The organism is Ruegeria sp. BHSB058, from assembly GCF_059613285.1.
This window is the reverse complement of the sequence record NZ_JBXWSF010000014.1, coordinates 34,363-52,104: the sequence shown is the minus strand read 5'-3', so window position 1 is coordinate 52,104 and position 17,742 is coordinate 34,363. Positions and strand designations below refer to the sequence as shown.

Genomic DNA, 17,742 nt, shown 5'->3' with positions numbered 1-17,742 from the left:
CAGTTCCTGTCACATCAGGTGACGTGGTTCGAACGGTTGTAGACGTTGAACTTGCCGGTCGGGGCAAACAGTCCATCGATCCGCCCGATCTCTTCCAGCGTTTCCGCGTCGAAGATCACGATCTGACCGTTCGGTTCTTTCGAGTCGGCCAGGTTCCATTTGGAGACCCAAACTTCGGTGCCGTCTTTGTTGAACTCGAAGTGAACCGCGGCGTTGCCTTCGTCCTCGGTGATCTGGATCGTTTTCACGATCTCACCGGTCGCCTTGTCAATGACCTGCACCGACTGCTGGATTTCAGGCTCGGGGTGTTTGGTCTGGTCAGCCCACACGTACTTGGAGTTCGGGTGGGTCCGGACAAACAGGCCGGGGCCGTCTGTTTCCACTTCGTAGCAGATCTTCCAAGCGTTGTCGGCATGGCCTTCTGGGTCGTTGCCCCAGACGGTCACGGTGCCGACGCCCAGGTGGGTCGTACCGGCCACCGGGCCGCAGTTCGGGTCTTCCCAGTTGGCGCCCGGGCCGGGGTGCGGCAGGGCTGCGGTGTCGATCATTGCTTCGAGCTTGTGCGTCTGGGTGTCCACGACAACCATTTTGTTCGACGCGTTCGCGGCGATCTGGAAGTACCGGCCTGTCGGGTCAAAGAACCCGTCGTGCAGGAATTTGGCCGAGTTGATCTTGTCGATCCGCAGGTTGTCGAGGTCGGAATAGTCCACTTGCCACAGTTGGCCCAGCTCTTTCACCGCGACGATCCAGGTCGGTTCGTTCGGGGTGGTGTAGATGGCAGCCACACGGCTTTCTTCGACGTATTCGCCATCGACGTTGGTGCCGCGGGTCGAGACGACTTTCAGCGGTTCCATGGTTTGAGCATCGACAATCGCGAAGTGCGGCGGCCAGTAGCCCCCACCGATGACGTACTTGCCGTCGCCGGACACGGCCACGTCACGTGCGTCGTAGGCAATCTTGACTTCCGAAACCAGCATCTTGTCCGGCGTCTGCCAGAGGTCGATCTTGGTCATCTTGCCGTCGCGGCCCATGGTGTACCAGAAGCGGCCAGGGTTTTCCGGCTCTTCCAGCTTGTGGTGCTCGGAGGCCTTGAGCACGTGCACGGCATAGCCGGTCGGGATGTGCGCCAGTACTTCCTTGGTGTCGCCGTCAATCACGGCCACCTTGCCTACGTCACGTTCGATGACGACAAAGAAGTTCTCCCAATTGCGGCCATGCAAAGGCTCGGTCGGGTAGTCGGCTTCTTCGACATAGACCTTGCGGGTCTGTTTCATTTGCTCGAGGGACATCTCGGGCGGTTTCGGCGCGTCCATCATGATGTACGTCGCCATGTCCTTGATTTCCTGCTCGGTCATGATGTCCGAGAAGTTGTTCATCCCGCCTTCGGTACCCCAGGCGATGATTTTCTCAAGGCGTTCCTGCCCCAGCTTCAGGGTGCCACCTTCGGTGACGGTGCCGTCTGCGGCGGTCTTTTTCCAATGGGGTTCAAGGTTTTTACCGGTGGCACCTTTGCGCAGAACGCCGTGGCAGCCCGCGCATTGTTCGAAGTAAAGCTGCTTCGAGCTTTCGAAGGCTTCTTCGCTCAGGGTTGGCTCTTGTGCGAATGCTGGCGCGGCGACAGTGCCAAGCAGCATTGCCAGACCAGCCCCCAGGGCGCGTCCGGTTTTGTTGTAGCTGATTCCAAGTGACATGATCACTCTCCATATGCGTGGTGAGGCAGGTCGGAATGTGCGGCAAACGGGGGCGGTGCCGCCTTGACAAAAGTCAACGGAGTTCGCGGAAACGTGAATCCGTACGGGCGTCATCCCGCCGCAGGGCGACCTGAAATCCCGAATTCAATTGATTTTGGTTAAGTGTGACGCCTCATCTGCCCGCTAGTTGTTTTGCTGCGGGCATTTTGGACCCAAGTGTCGCAGATGGCCGTTTAAGAAAACAAATGAATTTGCGCCCAGCCCATTGCCAGGGCCGAAGGAGAACAGGAATGTCGTCGATCGTTGGTCGCGTCTTGGGTGAAGGGTTTCGCATCTTTTTTCTGGCAGCCGGTATCTATGGTGTTTTTACCGGGATAATCTGGACAATGTATCTGGCCGGCATAGCTGAAGGGCCGCTGCGGGATGGTGTGCCGGTCCTGTGGCATGCCCACGAGATGATCTTTGGCTATGCTACTGCAGCGATTGGCGGATTTTTCCTCACGGCGGTGCCGAACTGGACCAACACACCGGGCGCCCGGCGCGGGTTCATCACTCTGGCCGCTGGCCTGTGGCTGGGTGGGCGGCTGGCAGTCTGGTATTCGGGGATGATGCCCCCGGTTTGGGTGGCGGTTCTCGACCTGGCTTTTATCCCGGTTCTGGCGATAAAGATCCTGTCCCAGTTGGTGAAACGCCCAAAACCGCAGAACATCATGTTTCTGCTTTTTCTAACCTATCTCTGGATCGCTGATCTTTTGGTGCATCTTGAGTGGCTGGGAATTACACAGGACAGCGCACAGGCCGGGCTACGGGGTGGCTTGACCTCGATTTGCGCCCTGATCTCGGTTCTTGGGGGTCGCGTCACCCCCGCGTTCACCCGCAATGCGATGAAGCGTTCGGGTGTTGCTGAAAGCCACTGGCCCCGGAGCTTTCCGCTGGTCGAGCGCACGGCTCTGATCCTGGCGCTGGCCTTGCCGCCGCTGGTTATGTTGGGGACCCCGGCCTGGGGGCTGGGTCCGATCGCCATCCTGTTCGGGCTGGTTCAGGCCCTGCGGCTGTCTCGCTGGGGTGGCATCTGGTGCCTGGGGCAACCGATTCTGTGGTCCCTGCACCTGGGGCTGGCGATGCTGGCACTGGGCATGGTGCTTTGGGGGCTGTCGGCGCTGGGCATCGGACGCGAAATCGCCGGGTTGCATGTTCTGGGAATTGGTTGCGTGGGCGGCATGACACTGGCAGTCATGAGCCGTGCGTCGCTGGGGCATTCCGGGCGTGAACTGGTCGCGCCCTTCCCAATGATTCTGGCCTATGCGCTTATGGCCGTTGCGGCCTTGCTCAGGTGGGTCGGAGCGGAACTGGACGGTGCGTACCTTGTTGCCATGCTGGTGACCGGAGGGCTGTGGGTCACGGCTTTTGCGCTTTACATTGCGTCCATGTGGGCCGCATTGACCGGGCCGCGCTTTACAGCCACTTGAGCAGCCGGAACAGCAGGAAAATGGTGATACCAAGGGCGATTGAGCCTCCGGCTAGCAGCCAAAATGCGGTCGGCGAGGCGGTGCCTGGCATCCCGGCAATGTTGACGCCGAAGAGACCCGTCAGAAAGCCGAGCGGCAGGAAAACCGCCGCGATGATCGACAGGGTATAACTGTTCCGTCCCAGCAGGCGTACCTGTTCCGAGGCAATCTGATCCTGGACCGCCGCCAATCTGTCGCGGGTTGCGTCCAGTTCTTCCAGAGTGCGTCGGGTGCGGTTGACTGCCTCGCGCAGGTTGATGATTTCGGAAGGGTCAAGCAGCCGCGCTTCGTTGCGCAAGAGCGCATCCAGCGCCTCGCGTTGCGGGTGCAGGAACCTGCGCATCTTGATGACGGTCAGGCGCAGGGCGCTGAGGCGGTCATGCAGATCCACGGTTCCTTCCAGGGCTTCTTCTTCCAATCCGTCGGTCTGGTCATCCAGTTCCAGGGAAACGATTTCGATTCGGTGGGACAGTCCGTGCAGAAGTTCGACCAGAAACGCACCGACCGAAGCCGGGCCCGTGCCAGCCGTGGCCTTGCGATGTATTTCGTCGGCCGCCCAGATCTTTCGGGTGCGTGCCGAGATCACGGCGTTGGGCGTGATCCACATCCGCAGTGACACCATGTCCTCGCGGCTGGAACCGGGGTTCAGGTTTACGCCGCGCAGGTTGAGGATCAGCCCATCTTGCAAAGCATCGCATCGTGGGCGCGTTTCGGATTGGGTTAATGCGGACGCAACCACCGCCGGAAGGTTTTCTTTGACCCACTGGCCTGTCGCCTCGTCAGCGAGATTGAGATGAAGCCACCGGTACGTTTTTTCACTGGGTGGCATGGGTAAGGGCCAGTTATCGACGATGATCTGTGCGCGTTCACCCGAAAAATCGAAGGCGCAGACTGGTTGCAGACGTTTATTTGGCATTCTCACACCGAATTTTATTAGGCGAAGATTGGAACGAATGTGTCGGTCGGGTCCAGAAAAAACCGAATCCTCAGGCTGTCAGGTGCTCCAGCAGAATCGCAAGACCGAGACCGATCAGGATCAAGCCGCCAAAAACCTCGATGCTGCGCCCAAAGCGCTGACCCAGCAACCGGCCGGTCAGAGCGCCAGTGGTGCTCATCGTCATAGTTGCCAGACCGATGGCCAGAGCGATGATCACGATGTCCACGTCTATAAAGGCAAGCGACACACCGACAGCCATGGCGTCCACAGATGTGCCGATGGCCGTTGCAAGCAAGGCAAGTGGGGAGTGCAGCCTGGGTGCGCCGCCGTCGCCATCGCGCTGGCCCGCATGAATGATTGTTCGCATTCCGACCAGGCCGAGTAGCGCGAATGCAATCCAGTGATCGAACGCCTGCACGTACTGGCTGGCAACGACTCCGAGGGCCCAGCCGAGCAGCGGTGTGACCGTTTCAACAAGGCCAAACACCGCGCCTGTCCTCAGGGCGCTCGCAAGCGGCGCGCCCTGTCGCACCGCGCCGCGGCCGATGGAGGCGACGAAGGCGTCTATTGACATGGTCAAGGCCAGCAGGCCGATTGTGATCGGGGTCATGCGCGCATCCTCGTGGGCCGAACCGGGTGCCATTTGGAATCCGCCCGCAGAGTCCAATCACCACGGTCTTGCTGAGCCTGGGACAGTCCCGAGACCGGGCGTGCCACGCGGATATCCCGCGGGTGTGTTGACACGCCCCCGCACGCTTGCGGTTGCTACTCCCCGATGCCGTCGAGATAGGGATGCTTCGTGTTTTTGTCAATGATAACAGTATGATGTGATTTTGCGACGCAATTGCAGAAGTTGGGGCCCGCCGCCGGGGAGTGTCGACATTTTCGGAAATTCGCCAATACAGGCCGAAACATGCCTGGAAGTCTTGACTTTGGTTAAGGCGTCCCTATGCGCCAGCGGCCATTTTCCTTGCACCAGCAATGCGGCGCAAAGGAGAGCGCAATGCGCGAAGTCATGACAAAGAGCATGGCCCGCAATATCTTTTATGGCGGGTCCCTGTTCTTCATACTAATCTTTCTGGCCTTATCGGCCCACTCACACTTGTACATCATCGGGTCGGAAAACGCGGCCAAACTCGACGACAGTGTGGCCCGGGGCAAGCATGTTTGGGAAAAACATGCCTGCATCAACTGCCACTCGATTCTGGGCGAAGGTGCATATTTCGCCCCGGAAGTCGCCAATGTGATGACCCGTTGGGGCGTACTGGACGACCCCGAGGCGGCTTTTGAAACCCTGAAAGGGTGGATGGAGGCGCAGCCCACGGGCATCGAGGGCCGGCGTCAGATGCCTCAATTCAACCTCAGCGACGAAGATATCCGGGATCTCGCGAACTTCCTGATCTGGACGGACAATATCGACGCTCAGGGCTGGCCCCCGAATGACGCGGGCTAAGGAGGGAACGGAGAAATGAAATACGAATCCCAAAAAATCGCTCTGGTCTACTTTGCCGTAGCCATGGCGCTGTTTGCGATCCAGGTGCTGGGCGGTCTGCTCGCAGGCTGGATCTATGTTGCGCCCAACACGCTTTCCGAGCTGTTGCCGTTCAACATCGTGAGGATGCTGCACACCAACTCATTGATCGTGTGGTTGATCCTTGGCTTCTTCGGCGCCGCCTATTTCCTGATCCCGGAAGAGGCGGAGCGCGAAATACACTCGCCCAAGCTGGCCTATCTGCAGTTGCTGATCCTCGTGGTCGGTACGCTGGGCGTGGTTCTGACCTATGTCTTCAACCTGTTCGAAGGTAACTGGCTGCTGGGTAAAGAAGGCCGCGAGTTCCTTGAACAACCCAAATGGGTCAAGGCTGGTATCGTCGTTGCGGCACTGATCTTCCTCTACAACATCTCGATGACGGTGCTGAAGGGCAAGAAAACCGCAATCACCAACATCCTGCTTCTGGGCCTGTGGGGGCTGGCGCTGCTGTTCCTGTTCAGCTTCTACAACCCCTCGAACCTCAGCCTTGACAAGCAGTACTGGTGGTACGTGGTTCACCTGTGGGTTGAAGGCGTTTGGGAACTGATCATGGCCTCGATCCTGGCCTACCTGATGCTCAAGCTGACGGGCGTTGACCGTGAGATCGTCGAAAAATGGCTTTATGTCATCGTTGCTGCCGCCCTCTTCTCGGGCATCCTGGGCACCGGCCACCACTACTATTGGATCGGTACTCCCGGTTACTGGCAGTGGATCGGTTCGATCTTCTCGAGCCTTGAGGTGATCCCCTTCTTCGGCATGATGGCATTCGCCTTTGTCATGGTCTGGAAAGGCCGTCGTGACCACCCCAACAAGGCCGCGCTGTTGTGGTCGCTGGGCTGTGCCACGCTTGCCTTCTTTGGGGCCGGCATCTGGGGCTTCCTGCACACGCTGCACGGGGTGAACTATTACACCCACGGGACACAGATCACCGCAGCCCATGGTCACCTGGCCTTTTACGGTGCCTATGTGGCCTTGAACTGCGCGATCTTCAGCTATGCGATGCCGATCCTTCTGAACCGCGATCCGTATAACCAGGTACTGAACATGGCGTCGTTCTGGCTGATGACCAGCGGCATGGTGTTCATGACTTTCGTGCTGACCTTTGCGGGAACTGTTCAAACGCACATGCAGCGTGTGGTAGGCGACTACTACATGGATGTGCAGGATCAGGTTGCCATCTTCTACTGGATGCGCTTCGGTGCAGGTCTGGTGGTTGTCATTGGCGCGTTGCTCTTCATCTACTCGATCTGGGTGCCGCGCAAGGAGCTGGTCGAACCTGGTCCGCTTGAGCGTGACCGCCTCGACAAGGACCCTGACCACGTGGCAGCGGAGTAATGAGGATGGACGGCTCCATGAAACTCGGAACGGGGGCGGCTGACGCCCCCTTCTACCTCTCGCAGGGTGATGAATGCGATGTCTTCACCGCTGCATATAACAACAGTCTGCCGGTCCTGCTGAAAGGTCCGACAGGATGCGGCAAAACCAGGTTTGTGGCCCACATGGCCGCCAAACTTGGTCGTCCGCTTTATACCGTGGCCTGCCATGACGACCTGGCCGCCGCCGACCTGATCGGGCGCTACCTGTTGAAAGGTGGGGAAACCGTCTGGGTCGATGGGCCGCTTACCCGCGCGGTGCGCGAGGGTGCTATCTGCTATCTTGACGAGGTGGTCGAGGCGCGCAAGGACGTGACCGTGGTGCTGCACCCGCTGACCGACGACCGGCGCATCCTGCCGATCGACCGTACCGGTGAAGAGCTTGAGGCCGCGCCCGGTTTCATGTTGGTGGCATCCTACAACCCGGGCTACCAGAACATCTTGAAAACCCTGAAACCTTCCACCCGCCAACGATTCATTTCGGTTGAGTTCGACTTTCCGTCTCCGGAACTGGAGGCCAAAGTCGTGGCCGAAGAAAGTGGGTTGTCGCTGGAACGCTGCAAGCCGCTGATCCGGTTGGCGAACAAGCTGCGCGGTCTCAAGGGGCAGGACCTTGAGGAGGGGGTTTCCACCCGCCTTGTGGTTTATGCCGCGACGCTGATCGCGCAGGGCATGTCCACCGATCGCGCCATTCTGGCCGCCATGATCGAACCTCTGACCGATGACGAGGATATCAAACGCGGGCTCCTCGATCTTGTCACGGCCGTCTTTGGGTGAGGCCGACCGATGGTCAAGATCGACTTTGAGCCATGGGAACCCGAAGAAACCATCGGGAAACTGTGGCACACCCTCGCCAGCCGCCTTGATGCACCTGAGGTGCACGTTGGAGCCGCGGTCGACCTGTCGCAGGTCGCGGGGCGGCTGGCCGTTCTTTTCCGGGGGCTTGGCGGAAGTCCGGGTGTCGAGCTGCGCCCGGTTTCGCCTGAGCTTTCCCGCCACCGGCTAGGCTGGCGCCGTCGTCTGGCGACCGAGGCCGAGCTGTTGCCGCGCGCCTCGTTCGACGGCGAGGTTTTGCGCCTGCCGGACCGGCTGGCAATCTTTCCCTATCGTGAGGCCAACGGCGCACTTTACGTCTGGCTTGCTGCCGCTGCAGCCCATGCCGGAACCCGCATCGACGAAGAAGACCTGTTGCGTGCAGATTTGCGTGCCTTGCATGCCGCCAGGGATATGGTGACGGAAACTTTCGACAATGCACCGGGTCTGCGTCCGCTTTATGACGAGCTTTGCAAGGGGATGCTGCATCAGCGCGAGGTTCCGGACCTGCCGCCGGTTGAGGCCGCAGTTGAGGAACTGATCCGGAAAATGTTGGGGAATTCAGAGCCCTTGTCCTCCAAGGCTGAGCAGTTGTGGGCCGTCGATGCCGACCTCACCGCCCCGCGCGGGTATCAGCCCTTCCGCCCGGTCGCCTTGTGGCCCGAGTTGCGTGCGGTTGCCTTTTCCGAACATCACGAGGCGGAAAGCCGCGACACCGATGGTCCTCCGGAAGAGTCGAGCGAGAAAACCCACCGGGCGCGCCGCCGTAAATCCGACCAGGCAGAGCGCAACGACAGCTTCATTCTGCACAAGTTCGAGGCGATTCTAAGCTGGGCCGAGTTCCTGAACCTCAACCGCCGCGTCGATGACGACGACCCGGACAATGCCAAGAAAGCAGCCGACGATCAGGACGAGATCGGTCTGGGGCAGATTTCCAAGGCACCGCCGACACGGTTGAAACTGCACCTCGACCTCGCGCCCGAAGACGTGGATCGCGAGCGATCGTCAGGCCGCATTCTTTATCCGGAGTGGGACGTGCGGTCGGGCCAGTACCTGCCGGATCACGTGAATGTCCTCACCTCGGATGCCGATATCCGCGAAGATGCCGCTGAGTTTGGCAAAGACCCCGCCACCGCCCGCCGCATCCGCGCCGTCAAGCGCCAGTTCGAGGCCCTGCGCCCGGGGCGCGTGATGACCCGTGGTCACCTGGATGGCGATCAACTGGATATCGAGGCCGCCGTACGGGCCCAGGTGGACCGTCTCGCCAATGGCGAAGCAACCGAACGGGTCTGGATGCAGTCGCGACCCGAGGCGCGCGATCTGGCGGTATCGATTGTTCTGGATGTCAGCCGCTCGACCGAAAGTGCAGTCGCGGGCCGTGCCGTCATCGATATCGAACGTGAGGCGCTGGCGGCGCTGGCGTGGGGTTTGAACGCATGCGGTGACGATTTCGCGATCCATGCCTTCAGCTCGCTCAAGCGTCACCGGGTGTATATCCAGCGCTGCAAGGGGTTTGACGAGCCGATGGGACCCGCAGTGGAACAGCGCATCGCCTCGCTGCGGCCCGGCCACTATACCCGTCTGGGTGCGGCGATCCGGCACTGTTCGGCCGATCTGGCCAGTCAGTCCCGCAAACGACGCCTGCTGCTGGTCATCACAGATGGCAAGCCCAACGATCTGGACCACTACGAGGGCCGCCACGGTATCGAAGACACCTGCATGGCGGTTCGAGAGGCACGCCGCGCCGGGCAGTCCGTCTTTGGTGTAACCATCGACAAGACAGGCAAAAGCTGGTTCCCACGCATGTTCGGGCAGGGCGGCTTTGCGGTCATCCCCGACCCGAACCGCCTGACTATGGCGTTGCCGCAGATCTATCGTCAATTGGTCGGCGCATGAGCGACGCCACCCTGATTGATGAGCTTCCTGGCGAGTTGCTCATGTGGGTGCTGATCATCAGCGAGTTGCTGGTCTTTGGCGCTGGACTCATCGCCTTCATGGGGGTGCGCCTGACTGATCCGGCGGGTTTTGCCGAGGCGCAGTCGCATCTTTATCGCACTGGCGCTGCACTTAACACTGCGGTGCTGGTCACGTCAGGTTACCTGGCGGCAAAGGCGCTTGCATGGCGCCGCGAGGGGCAACGCAAAGCCCCGCGCCTTGCGTTGATTTCAGCGGCCCTTCTGGGGGTCCTGTTCCTGATCATCAAGGGAGTGGAATATGCCGGAAAGGCGGCTGATGGCATCGGTTTCGACACCCACCCGTTCTTCATGTTCTACTATCTGCTGACGGGATTTCACGCCGCGCACGTTCTGGCCGGAACCGGCATCCTGCTGCTGGTCGCCTGGCGCGACGACCCTGCCAATATCGAGGCGGGGTCGCAGTTCTGGCACATGGTCGACCTTGTATGGGTGCTGCTGTTTCCGGTGATCTATCTGTTGGGGTGACGAAAATGGTTTCTTCTCATTCCAGAAACAGAGACACAGACCGCCTAACGGGCGCGTGGGTTGCTCTTCTGATGCTCAGCTTTGCCTCGGCGCTGCTGACCATTCTGCCCGTTTCGCCCAAGGTTGTCGGCGCGGGTATCTTGGTTCTGGCGCTCGCCAAATCACGCGTTATCCTCGCCCGTTATCTGGCGCTCGAAGAAAGCCCAAGCTGGCTGCGGGGGTTCACCATGGTCCTGACCGGGTTCACTGCCGTTGTCTTTGGCCTCTATCTGATCTGACCGCCGCCCTTCAGCTTTGGAACGCTGTGGCCAGGTTTTCGGGCAGATCAAATTCGCCGAGGGCTCGAGACCGCGCTGCGACCGACATTTTGCGGGCAGTCTTTTCCACGATGCGTTGGATTTTTTCGGCGGAGTGCTTTTCGGCAAACGGGGAAAAATACCATTTGAGAAATACGAAACAGATCACATCCTCAAGCGCCTGAACTTCTTCGTCGCGCTTGATACCCTCTTTACGCAGCATACGACCCGCCGTTTCGACTTCTTCGGCGTCATACCCGGCCTCGGCCATCAGCCGCATGACCACATCCGCATGATGCACGCCCTGCGCTTTGCGCCAGGCCAGATAACCGGCGCGACCTTCGGGATATTGTGTCCGAGCCAGCTTCCAGCGTTCCACATGCTGGCCGCGTGCGGCAATCTGCAGGATTTCGGAGGCGTCGGGGAACAACCGGTTCAGTTCCGAGCTCATCCTTTCACCATATAGCAGAGCTTCGGGACGACCCTCTTCCCTGTTTGGATCAGCTTCATTTGCAGCGTCGACCGCCGCAAGCACTTTGTTCATTCGCTCGCTCATCACCGGCTCCAGTTCTCGGCAGGATCGCTTTCGGCGTAATCGCGCAGCATTTCGATGTCAGCGATTTCGGCGTGGTTTCTTTTCACCGTCACTCCGGCGCTTTTCAGGCGGGAGAACGCGCGGCTCAGGCTTTCCGGTTTCATGCCCAGACGTCCGGCAATCAGCATCTTGTCGTACGGCAAGGTTACATCGCATGTGCCATTTGCTGTGTCACACAGGTTCAACAGGAACTCGGCAACCCGCTGCGCCCCGGTTTGCGCCTTGAGCTGTTCCAACTGAGCGACCAGTGAGTGCAGATGCGTGAATGTCGATGCCAGGATCGAGACGCAGATCTCGGGGTCTTCCTTCATCAGCGAGATGAAGACATGGCTGGGGATGTGCATCACTTCGGAGGTCGAAACCGCCTCGGCAGAGACCGGATACGGCATATTGCGCAGCGCCACGGCTTCGCCAAAGCTTTCACCGCGGGTAAAGACGCTTACCACGGCTTCGGCCCCTGTCGGAGCCATGCGAAAGAGCTTGACCCAGCCACTGATCACGACATGGATGGCCTGCGCTTTTTCTTCTTGCAGAAATATCGTCTCGCCCCGGTCATAGCTACGCCAGATGGCGTGGCTCAGCAGGGTGTCCACATGCTGATCCGGCAATGAGCGAACCAGCACGGATTGCCGTGCGATTGCCTTTTGTGCTTCGTGCGCCAAGCGCTTTTCCCCTCTCGTCCGTCGACAGGCTTTATGGGCCATTTTGTCCGTCCCCGACCAAGCTAATGCAAAGAGTCGTGTGGCGCACCTGCATTTTCGCGCGCTGTTAGTCAATGCCGTGCGGCCACTTGACAATTGTCATTTGGCGCGCTGGATCCTCGCCCTAGTCTGCGGGGAACCTCAGAATACCCGGGAGAAGCCAGTCATGGATTACGAGCGTTATTTCACCCAGAGCCTTGATTCGCTGAGGGACGAGGGGAACTATCGTGTCTTCATCGACCTCCAGCGCCGTTGCGGTGCCTTCCCGAATGCGCGGCAGACCGACGGGCCGGTTCAGCGCGATGTGCGGATCTGGTGTTCGAACGACTATCTGGGCATGGGGCAGCATCCGAAAGTGCTGACTGCGATGCACGATGCGCTCGACCGCTGCGGGGCCGGAGCCGGGGGGACGCGCAACATATCCGGCACCACGCATGACCATGTTCTTCTTGAGGGCGAACTGGCCGATTTGCATGGAAAAGAGGCGGCGCTGCTATTTACCTCGGGCTATGTCTCGAACTGGGCGGCGCTGGGTACGTTGGCCTCGAAAATTCCCGGTCTTATCGTGTTCTCGGACGCGCTGAACCACGCCTCGATGATTGAGGGCATCCGTCATTCGCGGGCGCAAAAGATAATCTGGAAACATAACGATCTTGCGGATCTTGAGGCAAAGCTGGCCGCCGCCGATCCGGTGGCGCCCAAGATGATTGCCTTTGAATCGGTCTATTCCATGGATGGCGATATCGCGCCTATCAAGGAAATCTGCGACCTGGCAGATAAATACGGTGCCATGACATATCTGGACGAGGTACACGCCGTAGGTCTCTATGGCCCGCGCGGCGGCGGTATTGCCGAGCGCGAGGGTCTGATGGACCGCCTGACGGTGATCGAAGGAACCCTGGGCAAGGCATTCGGTGTGGTTGGCGGATACATTGCCGCCTCTGCTGCGCTATGCGATTTCGTGCGCAGCTTTGCTAGCGGGTTCATCTTTACCACGGCTTTGCCACCTTCTGTTGCCGCTGGCGCAGCTGCTTCGATACGTCACCTGAAGCAATCGCCGGTTGAACGTGATGCGCAGAAGGCGCGCGTCGAACAGGTACGAGCTCGTCTGGACGCTGAAGGTATCCCGCATCTGCCCAACCCCAGCCATATCATCCCGGTGATGGTGGGCGATCCGGTCAAATGCAAATTCATCTCGGACACGCTGCTGGAAGAGTTCGGCATCTATATCCAGCCCATCAACTATCCCACGGTTCCCAAGGGAACCGAACGTCTGCGTATCACGCCGTCTCCGGTGCACACGGATGAGGATATCGATCATCTGGTCGGAGCGCTGTCTAAACTCTGGCAACGGTGCCAGATCGCCAGAATGCCGATGGCAGCGCAATAGTACCGAATTTTGTCTCCCTGACACTCCGGCGGCTCTCTGAGCCGCCGTTTTTTAGGGGCGGATAGAATAGTCGGTTATGTGGTGGTGAGGCACCGTCGCGGATCGTCGGCAATGCGCTGTGATCAAGTGGCGTGGCGCGACTTGAATCGCTCGAAATCCGCCTCGCTCGCTTTAACACCCGTGAATACCTCGACATAGTCGGGCATGTTTGTAATCCGGGTTTCCCGGTTCTCTTCAATCCGCATCGAGATATAGCCGACCTGCGTGTACATCACGGTCAAAGCCCGGACTTCGGCCGCCGATTTCGCGTACCCGAATCGCAGGAACATCGCGACCAGCGCATTCTGCCGTGCCTTGTCGGCGGCGTTCAGGCGCGGTTCCAGCGCCGGGTCGTTGCGCGCCCAGTTGCGGATGGCCAGATCAAGCTTGGCGTCGAACAGCGTGTCGTCCAGCCAGCAGTCAAACAGGTTAAACATCGCTTCGACAATACTTTCGGCATAGGCTTCGGTTCGTGCGACCAGATTGCCGGTGTTTTTATCTTCCCAGTGGCGAATCATCGCTTCGAGCAGCGCGTCGCGGTCCTTGAAATGCCAATAGAACCCTGAGCGCGCGACACCGAGATGCTTGGCCAACGGCATGACTTTGACGGCCTCGACACCGCTTTCCGTCAGCAACTCATAAGCCGCCGTCAGCCATGCGGCTTCTGTTCCACCATGTTTCAACTCTTCGATCATCTGAGCGCCGTATCAGGTCCGTGAGGGGTGCACAACAATATTGACACATGTGTCAAGATAAGCAACACATATGTCAATAGACGCAACCCTGTGCCAGGAATCGCCTTATGACAGCTGAGCCCGTAACCCGCTCTCGTCGTTCTCGCCGCAATTCAGGAAAACCCTCGCGTTCGGCTGAGCCGGGGCAAAACCTGCATCTGCGAGTGCCCTATATCACCCGTCGCATTCCCACCTATGATCTTGCCAGCGAGGAAAGCCTGGATCGGATCGAGGCGACGGCGGAACGCATCCTGGCCGAGATCGGCATCGAGGTGCGGGAGGATGCCGAAGCCGTGCGACTGTACCAGCAGGCCGGGGCAACTGTGACTGATGTGTCCGCCGAGGCGTGGAACGTGAGATTCGAGCCGGGAATGGTGCGGGAATTGCTGAGGTCGGCGCCTGCGCGTTTTACCCAATGCGCACGCAACCCGGCCAATAATGTCGAGATCGGCGGCGATGCAATGGTATTCGCGCCGTCTTATGGTTCGCCCTTCGTGATGGATCTGGACAAGGGGCGGCGGTATGGCAGCATCGCCGATTTCGAGAATCTGGTGAAGCTGGCGCAATCCTCGCCCTGGCTGCACCATTCGGGTGGCACCATCTGCGAGCCGACCGATGTTCCGGTGAACAAACGGCACCTCGACATGGTCTATGCTCACATGCGGTATTCAGACCGGGCTTTTCTGGGGTCGATCACCGCGCCTGAACGCGCCGCCGACAGCATCGAGATGTGCCGCATTCTATTCGGGTCTGATTTCGTCGACCAAAATTGCGTGATCATGGGTAACTTCAACACAACCTCGCCGCTGGTTCTGGACGGGGTGACGACTGCGGGAATCCGAACCTATGCCGAGGCGGGGCAGGGTTCAATCCATCTGCCGTTTCTGCTGGGTGGTGCAGTGTCGCCGCTGACCATGGCCGGGGCAGTGGCGCAGTGTCTGGCGGAGTCGATGGCGTCGTGTGCGCTGACCCAGTTGGTGCGGCCGGGTTCGCCTGCCATTCTGGCCGGGTTCCTCTCGTCGATGTCGTTGCGGTCGGGGTCGCCCACCTTTGGCACACCGGAACCCGCGCTTGGTTCCCTGATCATGGGACAGTTGGCTCGACGCCTGAACATGCCGCTGCGTTGTGCGGGCAACTTCTCGACCTCCAAGGCGCCTGACGGGCAAGCGATGCAGCAAGCTATGATGTCGATGATGTCGGCGGTACAGGGCGGGGCCAACTACATTCTGCACTCGGCCGGGTTTGTTGATGGCTTGCTGTCAATGTCCTACGAGAAGTTCGTAATGGACACCGATATGTGCGGCGCACTTCATTCCTATCTGAGGGGTATCGACGTTAACGAGGATACGCTGGGCTTTGAGGCATTGGCGCAGAACGGACCCGGTGAACACCTGTTTGGAACCGATCACACCCTGCGCCACTACGAAACCGCCTATTGGGACAGTGGACTGAACGACGATCAGCCGTTCGAGACATGGGAAGAACAGGGCGGTGTGGATTACGCCCAACGCGCCAACAAGCGTTGGAAAGACCTGCTGAACGCCTATGAGGCGCCCGCCATGGATGAAGCAACCGATGAAGCTTTGAAGGATTTCGTCGCTCGAAAGAAAGCCGCAATGGCCGACGCCTGGTACTGAGGGAAAAGTCATGTCCAAAGACCCGCTGCTGCAGCCCTATCAGTTGAAACACCTGACCCTGCGCAACCGCATCATGACCACCAGTCATGAACCGGCCTATCCCGAGGACGGGATGCCGAAAGCCCGTTACGCCGCCTATCATGCGGAGCGCGCAAAGGCGGGCGTGGCGCTGGCGATGACGGCCGGCTCGGCGGCGGTCTCCAAGGACAGCCCGCCGGTGTTCAACAATATCCTCGCCTACAAGGATGAGGTGGTGCCGTGGATCAGGAATCTGACGGATGCCTGCCACGAACACGGATGCGCGGTAATGATCCAGTTGACCCATCTGGGCCGCCGTACCGGCTGGGCCAAGGGCGACTGGCTGCCGTCGGTCAGTTCGTCGAAACATCGCGAACCTGCGCACAGATCGTTCCCGAAGCTTGCCGAGGACTGGGACATCGAGCGCATTATCTCGGATTTTGCCGATGCCGCCGAACGGATGAAAGAAGGCGGTATGGACGGGATCGAATTGCAGGTCTATGGCCACCTGCTCGACCAGTTTTGGTCGCCGCTCACCAACGATCTGGAAGGTCCTTATGGCGGACAGACACTGGATAGCCGACTGAGGATGCCTCTCGACGTATTGCGCCACATCCGCAAACGGGTAGGCGACGACTTCATTGTCGGCCTGCGTTATACAGCCGACGAGGCAGAGGAGGGCGGCATTTCGCCAGAGGAAGGGCTGGAAATCTCCAAACGCCTTGCCGATAGCGGCATGGTCGATTTTCTCAACGTGATCCGGGGGCGTATTCATACTGACCCGGCGATGACCGATGTGATTCCGGTTCAGGGCATGAAGAATGCGCCGCATCTGGATTTCGCCGGTGAGGTCAGGAAGGCGACCGGCCTGCCAACGTTCCACGCCTCGAAAATCCCCGATGTGGCTACAGCGCGCCATGCCGTTGCCTCGGGCCTGTTGGACATGGTGGGCATGACGCGCGCGCATATGGCGGACCCGCACATCGTCAGAAAGATTGTCGAGGGGCGCGAAGACGATATCCGCCCGTGTGTGGGCGCTACCTATTGCCTTGACCGGATCTATCAGGCCGGAGAGGCGCTGTGCATGCACAATGCCGCCACGGGTCGCGAGCTGACCATGCCGCACGAAATATCACCCGCTGAAACACGCAAGAAAGTGGTGATCGTCGGGGCCGGTCCCGCAGGTTTGGAGGCCGCTCGTGTGGCCGCCGAACGGGGGCATGACGTCACCGTGTTCGAGGCGCAACCCGATCCGGGTGGCCAGGTGCGCCTGACGGCACAGAACCCGCGCCGGCGCGAGATGATCGGCATCATCGATTGGCGCATGGCCCAATGCGCCGCGCGCGACGTCGAATTCCGTTTCAACACCTGGGCCGAGTCCGAGGATATCACCGCGCTGAACCCGGATGTGGTAATCGTGGCGACCGGTGGTATTGCCAACACCGAGTTGTTTGAAAGCAAAAAGGAAAACGACCTTCTGGTCAGTGCCTGGGACATGATTTCGGGTGATGTGAAACCTGGCCAGAACGTGCTTGTCTATGACGAAAGTGGTGATCACCCCGGCCTTATGGCCGCCGAAGTTGCGGCAAGTGCGGGTGCGAAGGTTGAAGTCATGACGCCTGACCGCATGTTTGCGCCCGACATCATGGGGATGAACCTCGTGCCCTATATGCGTGCATTGCAGGATAAGGAAACGACCTTTACTGTCGCGCGCCGACTACTGGACGTTGAGCGTGACGGAAACCAGCTTAGCGCAGTGATTGGTACGGATTACAGCGGCTTCACGTCCGAAAAGACCTATGATCAGGTTGTGGTGAACTATGGCACCATGCCGCTTGCCGACCTTTACTTCGACCTCAAACCGCTGTCGTCGAACGAGGGGGCGGTCGATTATGATGCGCTGATCGCGGGTCTGCCGCAGGAAGTAACACGCAACCCTGAGGGCAACTTCAAACTGTTTCGAATCGGAGATGCCGTCAGTGCCCGCAATACACATGCGGCAATCTATGACGCTCTACGGCTGGTGAAAGACATCTGA

16 protein-coding genes and 1 riboswitch are annotated in these 17,742 nt (G+C 59.5%); of the genes, 10 read left to right on the top strand and 6 right to left on the bottom strand.

Going from position 1 to position 17,742, the window contains the following annotated elements; translation table 11 throughout:
• Positions 1-14 precede the first annotated feature (14 nt).
• Positions 15-1,691: a cytochrome D1 domain-containing protein gene (locus tag AC2FNB_RS05845; protein WP_496745043.1), complete on the bottom strand. Its 1,677-nt coding sequence runs from the start codon at positions 1,689-1,691 to the stop codon at positions 15-17.
• Positions 1,692-1,981: 290 nt separating this feature from the next.
• On the opposite strand from AC2FNB_RS05845, the gene AC2FNB_RS05840 reads away from it, so the two are divergent.
• Positions 1,982-3,160 (top strand): NnrS family protein, encoded by a 1,179-nt coding sequence (locus AC2FNB_RS05840; RefSeq protein WP_496745041.1) that lies wholly within the window; start codon positions 1,982-1,984, stop codon positions 3,158-3,160.
• On the opposite strand, the gene AC2FNB_RS05835 is transcribed toward AC2FNB_RS05840, so the two are convergent.
• Entirely contained in the window at positions 3,147-4,115 is a 969-nt protein-coding gene (locus AC2FNB_RS05835) for a zinc transporter ZntB (RefSeq protein ID WP_496745039.1), read from the bottom strand. The two genes, AC2FNB_RS05840 and AC2FNB_RS05835, sit on opposite strands and share 14 nt — an antisense overlap.
• A gap of 70 nt (positions 4,116-4,185) precedes the next feature.
• A complete protein-coding gene (locus tag AC2FNB_RS05830) occupies positions 4,186-4,746 on the bottom strand; it encodes a manganese efflux pump MntP (RefSeq protein WP_480748060.1) in 561 nt (186 codons plus the stop codon).
• A 73-nt stretch (positions 4,747-4,819) separates the two neighbouring features.
• Positions 4,820-4,922: riboswitch (yybP-ykoY riboswitch) on the bottom strand.
• Positions 4,923-5,139: 217 nt separating this feature from the next.
• Here AC2FNB_RS05830 and AC2FNB_RS05825 point away from each other — a divergent pair.
• From AC2FNB_RS05825 to AC2FNB_RS05800, 6 genes are read left to right on the top strand one after another with little or no spacing between them, the layout of a single operon-like run.
• On the top strand, positions 5,140-5,589 hold the full coding sequence (locus AC2FNB_RS05825; protein ID WP_480748059.1) for a c-type cytochrome: 450 nt from the start codon (positions 5,140-5,142) through the stop codon (positions 5,587-5,589).
• Positions 5,590-5,604: 15 nt separating this feature from the next.
• Entirely contained in the window at positions 5,605-7,002 is a 1,398-nt protein-coding gene (locus AC2FNB_RS05820) for a cbb3-type cytochrome c oxidase subunit I (RefSeq protein ID WP_480748058.1), read from the top strand.
• Positions 7,003-7,007: 5 nt separating this feature from the next.
• Complete coding sequence (locus AC2FNB_RS05815; RefSeq protein WP_496745037.1) at positions 7,008-7,817, top strand: CbbQ/NirQ/NorQ/GpvN family protein; 810 nt, start codon at positions 7,008-7,010, stop codon at positions 7,815-7,817.
• A gap of 9 nt (positions 7,818-7,826) precedes the next feature.
• A complete protein-coding gene (locus tag AC2FNB_RS05810; protein WP_480748056.1) occupies positions 7,827-9,749 on the top strand; it encodes a nitric oxide reductase activation protein NorD in 1,923 nt (640 codons plus the stop codon).
• Entirely contained in the window at positions 9,746-10,294 is a 549-nt protein-coding gene (locus AC2FNB_RS05805; protein WP_480748055.1) for a cytochrome c oxidase subunit 3, read from the top strand. The genes AC2FNB_RS05810 and AC2FNB_RS05805 overlap by 4 nt, the downstream gene beginning before the upstream one ends.
• 5 nt (positions 10,295-10,299) lie before the next feature.
• The gene (locus AC2FNB_RS05800) at positions 10,300-10,572 is read left to right on the top strand and encodes a cytochrome C oxidase subunit IV family protein (RefSeq protein ID WP_496745034.1); all 273 of its coding nucleotides are present in this window, start codon (positions 10,300-10,302) and stop codon (positions 10,570-10,572) included.
• A 10-nt stretch (positions 10,573-10,582) separates the two neighbouring features.
• On the opposite strand, the gene AC2FNB_RS05795 is transcribed toward AC2FNB_RS05800, so the two are convergent.
• Together AC2FNB_RS05795 and AC2FNB_RS05790 are read right to left on the bottom strand one after the other, a co-directional pair.
• Complete coding sequence (locus tag AC2FNB_RS05795; RefSeq protein WP_480748053.1) at positions 10,583-11,146, bottom strand: DUF4202 domain-containing protein; 564 nt, start codon at positions 11,144-11,146, stop codon at positions 10,583-10,585.
• A complete protein-coding gene (locus tag AC2FNB_RS05790; protein WP_480748052.1) occupies positions 11,146-11,847 on the bottom strand; it encodes a Crp/Fnr family transcriptional regulator in 702 nt (233 codons plus the stop codon). The genes AC2FNB_RS05795 and AC2FNB_RS05790 overlap by 1 nt, the downstream gene beginning before the upstream one ends.
• A 205-nt stretch (positions 11,848-12,052) precedes the next feature.
• Between AC2FNB_RS05790 and hemA the strand changes: the two genes are divergently transcribed.
• Complete coding sequence (hemA, locus tag AC2FNB_RS05785) at positions 12,053-13,276, top strand: 5-aminolevulinate synthase (RefSeq protein ID WP_496745032.1); 1,224 nt, start codon at positions 12,053-12,055, stop codon at positions 13,274-13,276.
• 122 nt (positions 13,277-13,398) lie between these two features.
• On the opposite strand, the gene AC2FNB_RS05780 is transcribed toward hemA, so the two are convergent.
• Entirely contained in the window at positions 13,399-14,010 is a 612-nt protein-coding gene (locus AC2FNB_RS05780) for a TetR/AcrR family transcriptional regulator (protein ID WP_480748050.1), read from the bottom strand.
• Positions 14,011-14,117: 107 nt separating this feature from the next.
• Here AC2FNB_RS05780 and AC2FNB_RS05775 point away from each other — a divergent pair, with 107 nt between their 5' ends.
• Together AC2FNB_RS05775 and AC2FNB_RS05770 are read left to right on the top strand one after the other, a co-directional pair.
• On the top strand, positions 14,118-15,686 hold the full coding sequence (locus AC2FNB_RS05775) for a trimethylamine methyltransferase family protein (protein WP_480748049.1): 1,569 nt from the start codon (positions 14,118-14,120) through the stop codon (positions 15,684-15,686).
• 10 nt (positions 15,687-15,696) lie between these two features.
• Entirely contained in the window at positions 15,697-17,742 is a 2,046-nt protein-coding gene (locus tag AC2FNB_RS05770; RefSeq protein WP_496745029.1) for an FAD-dependent oxidoreductase, read from the top strand.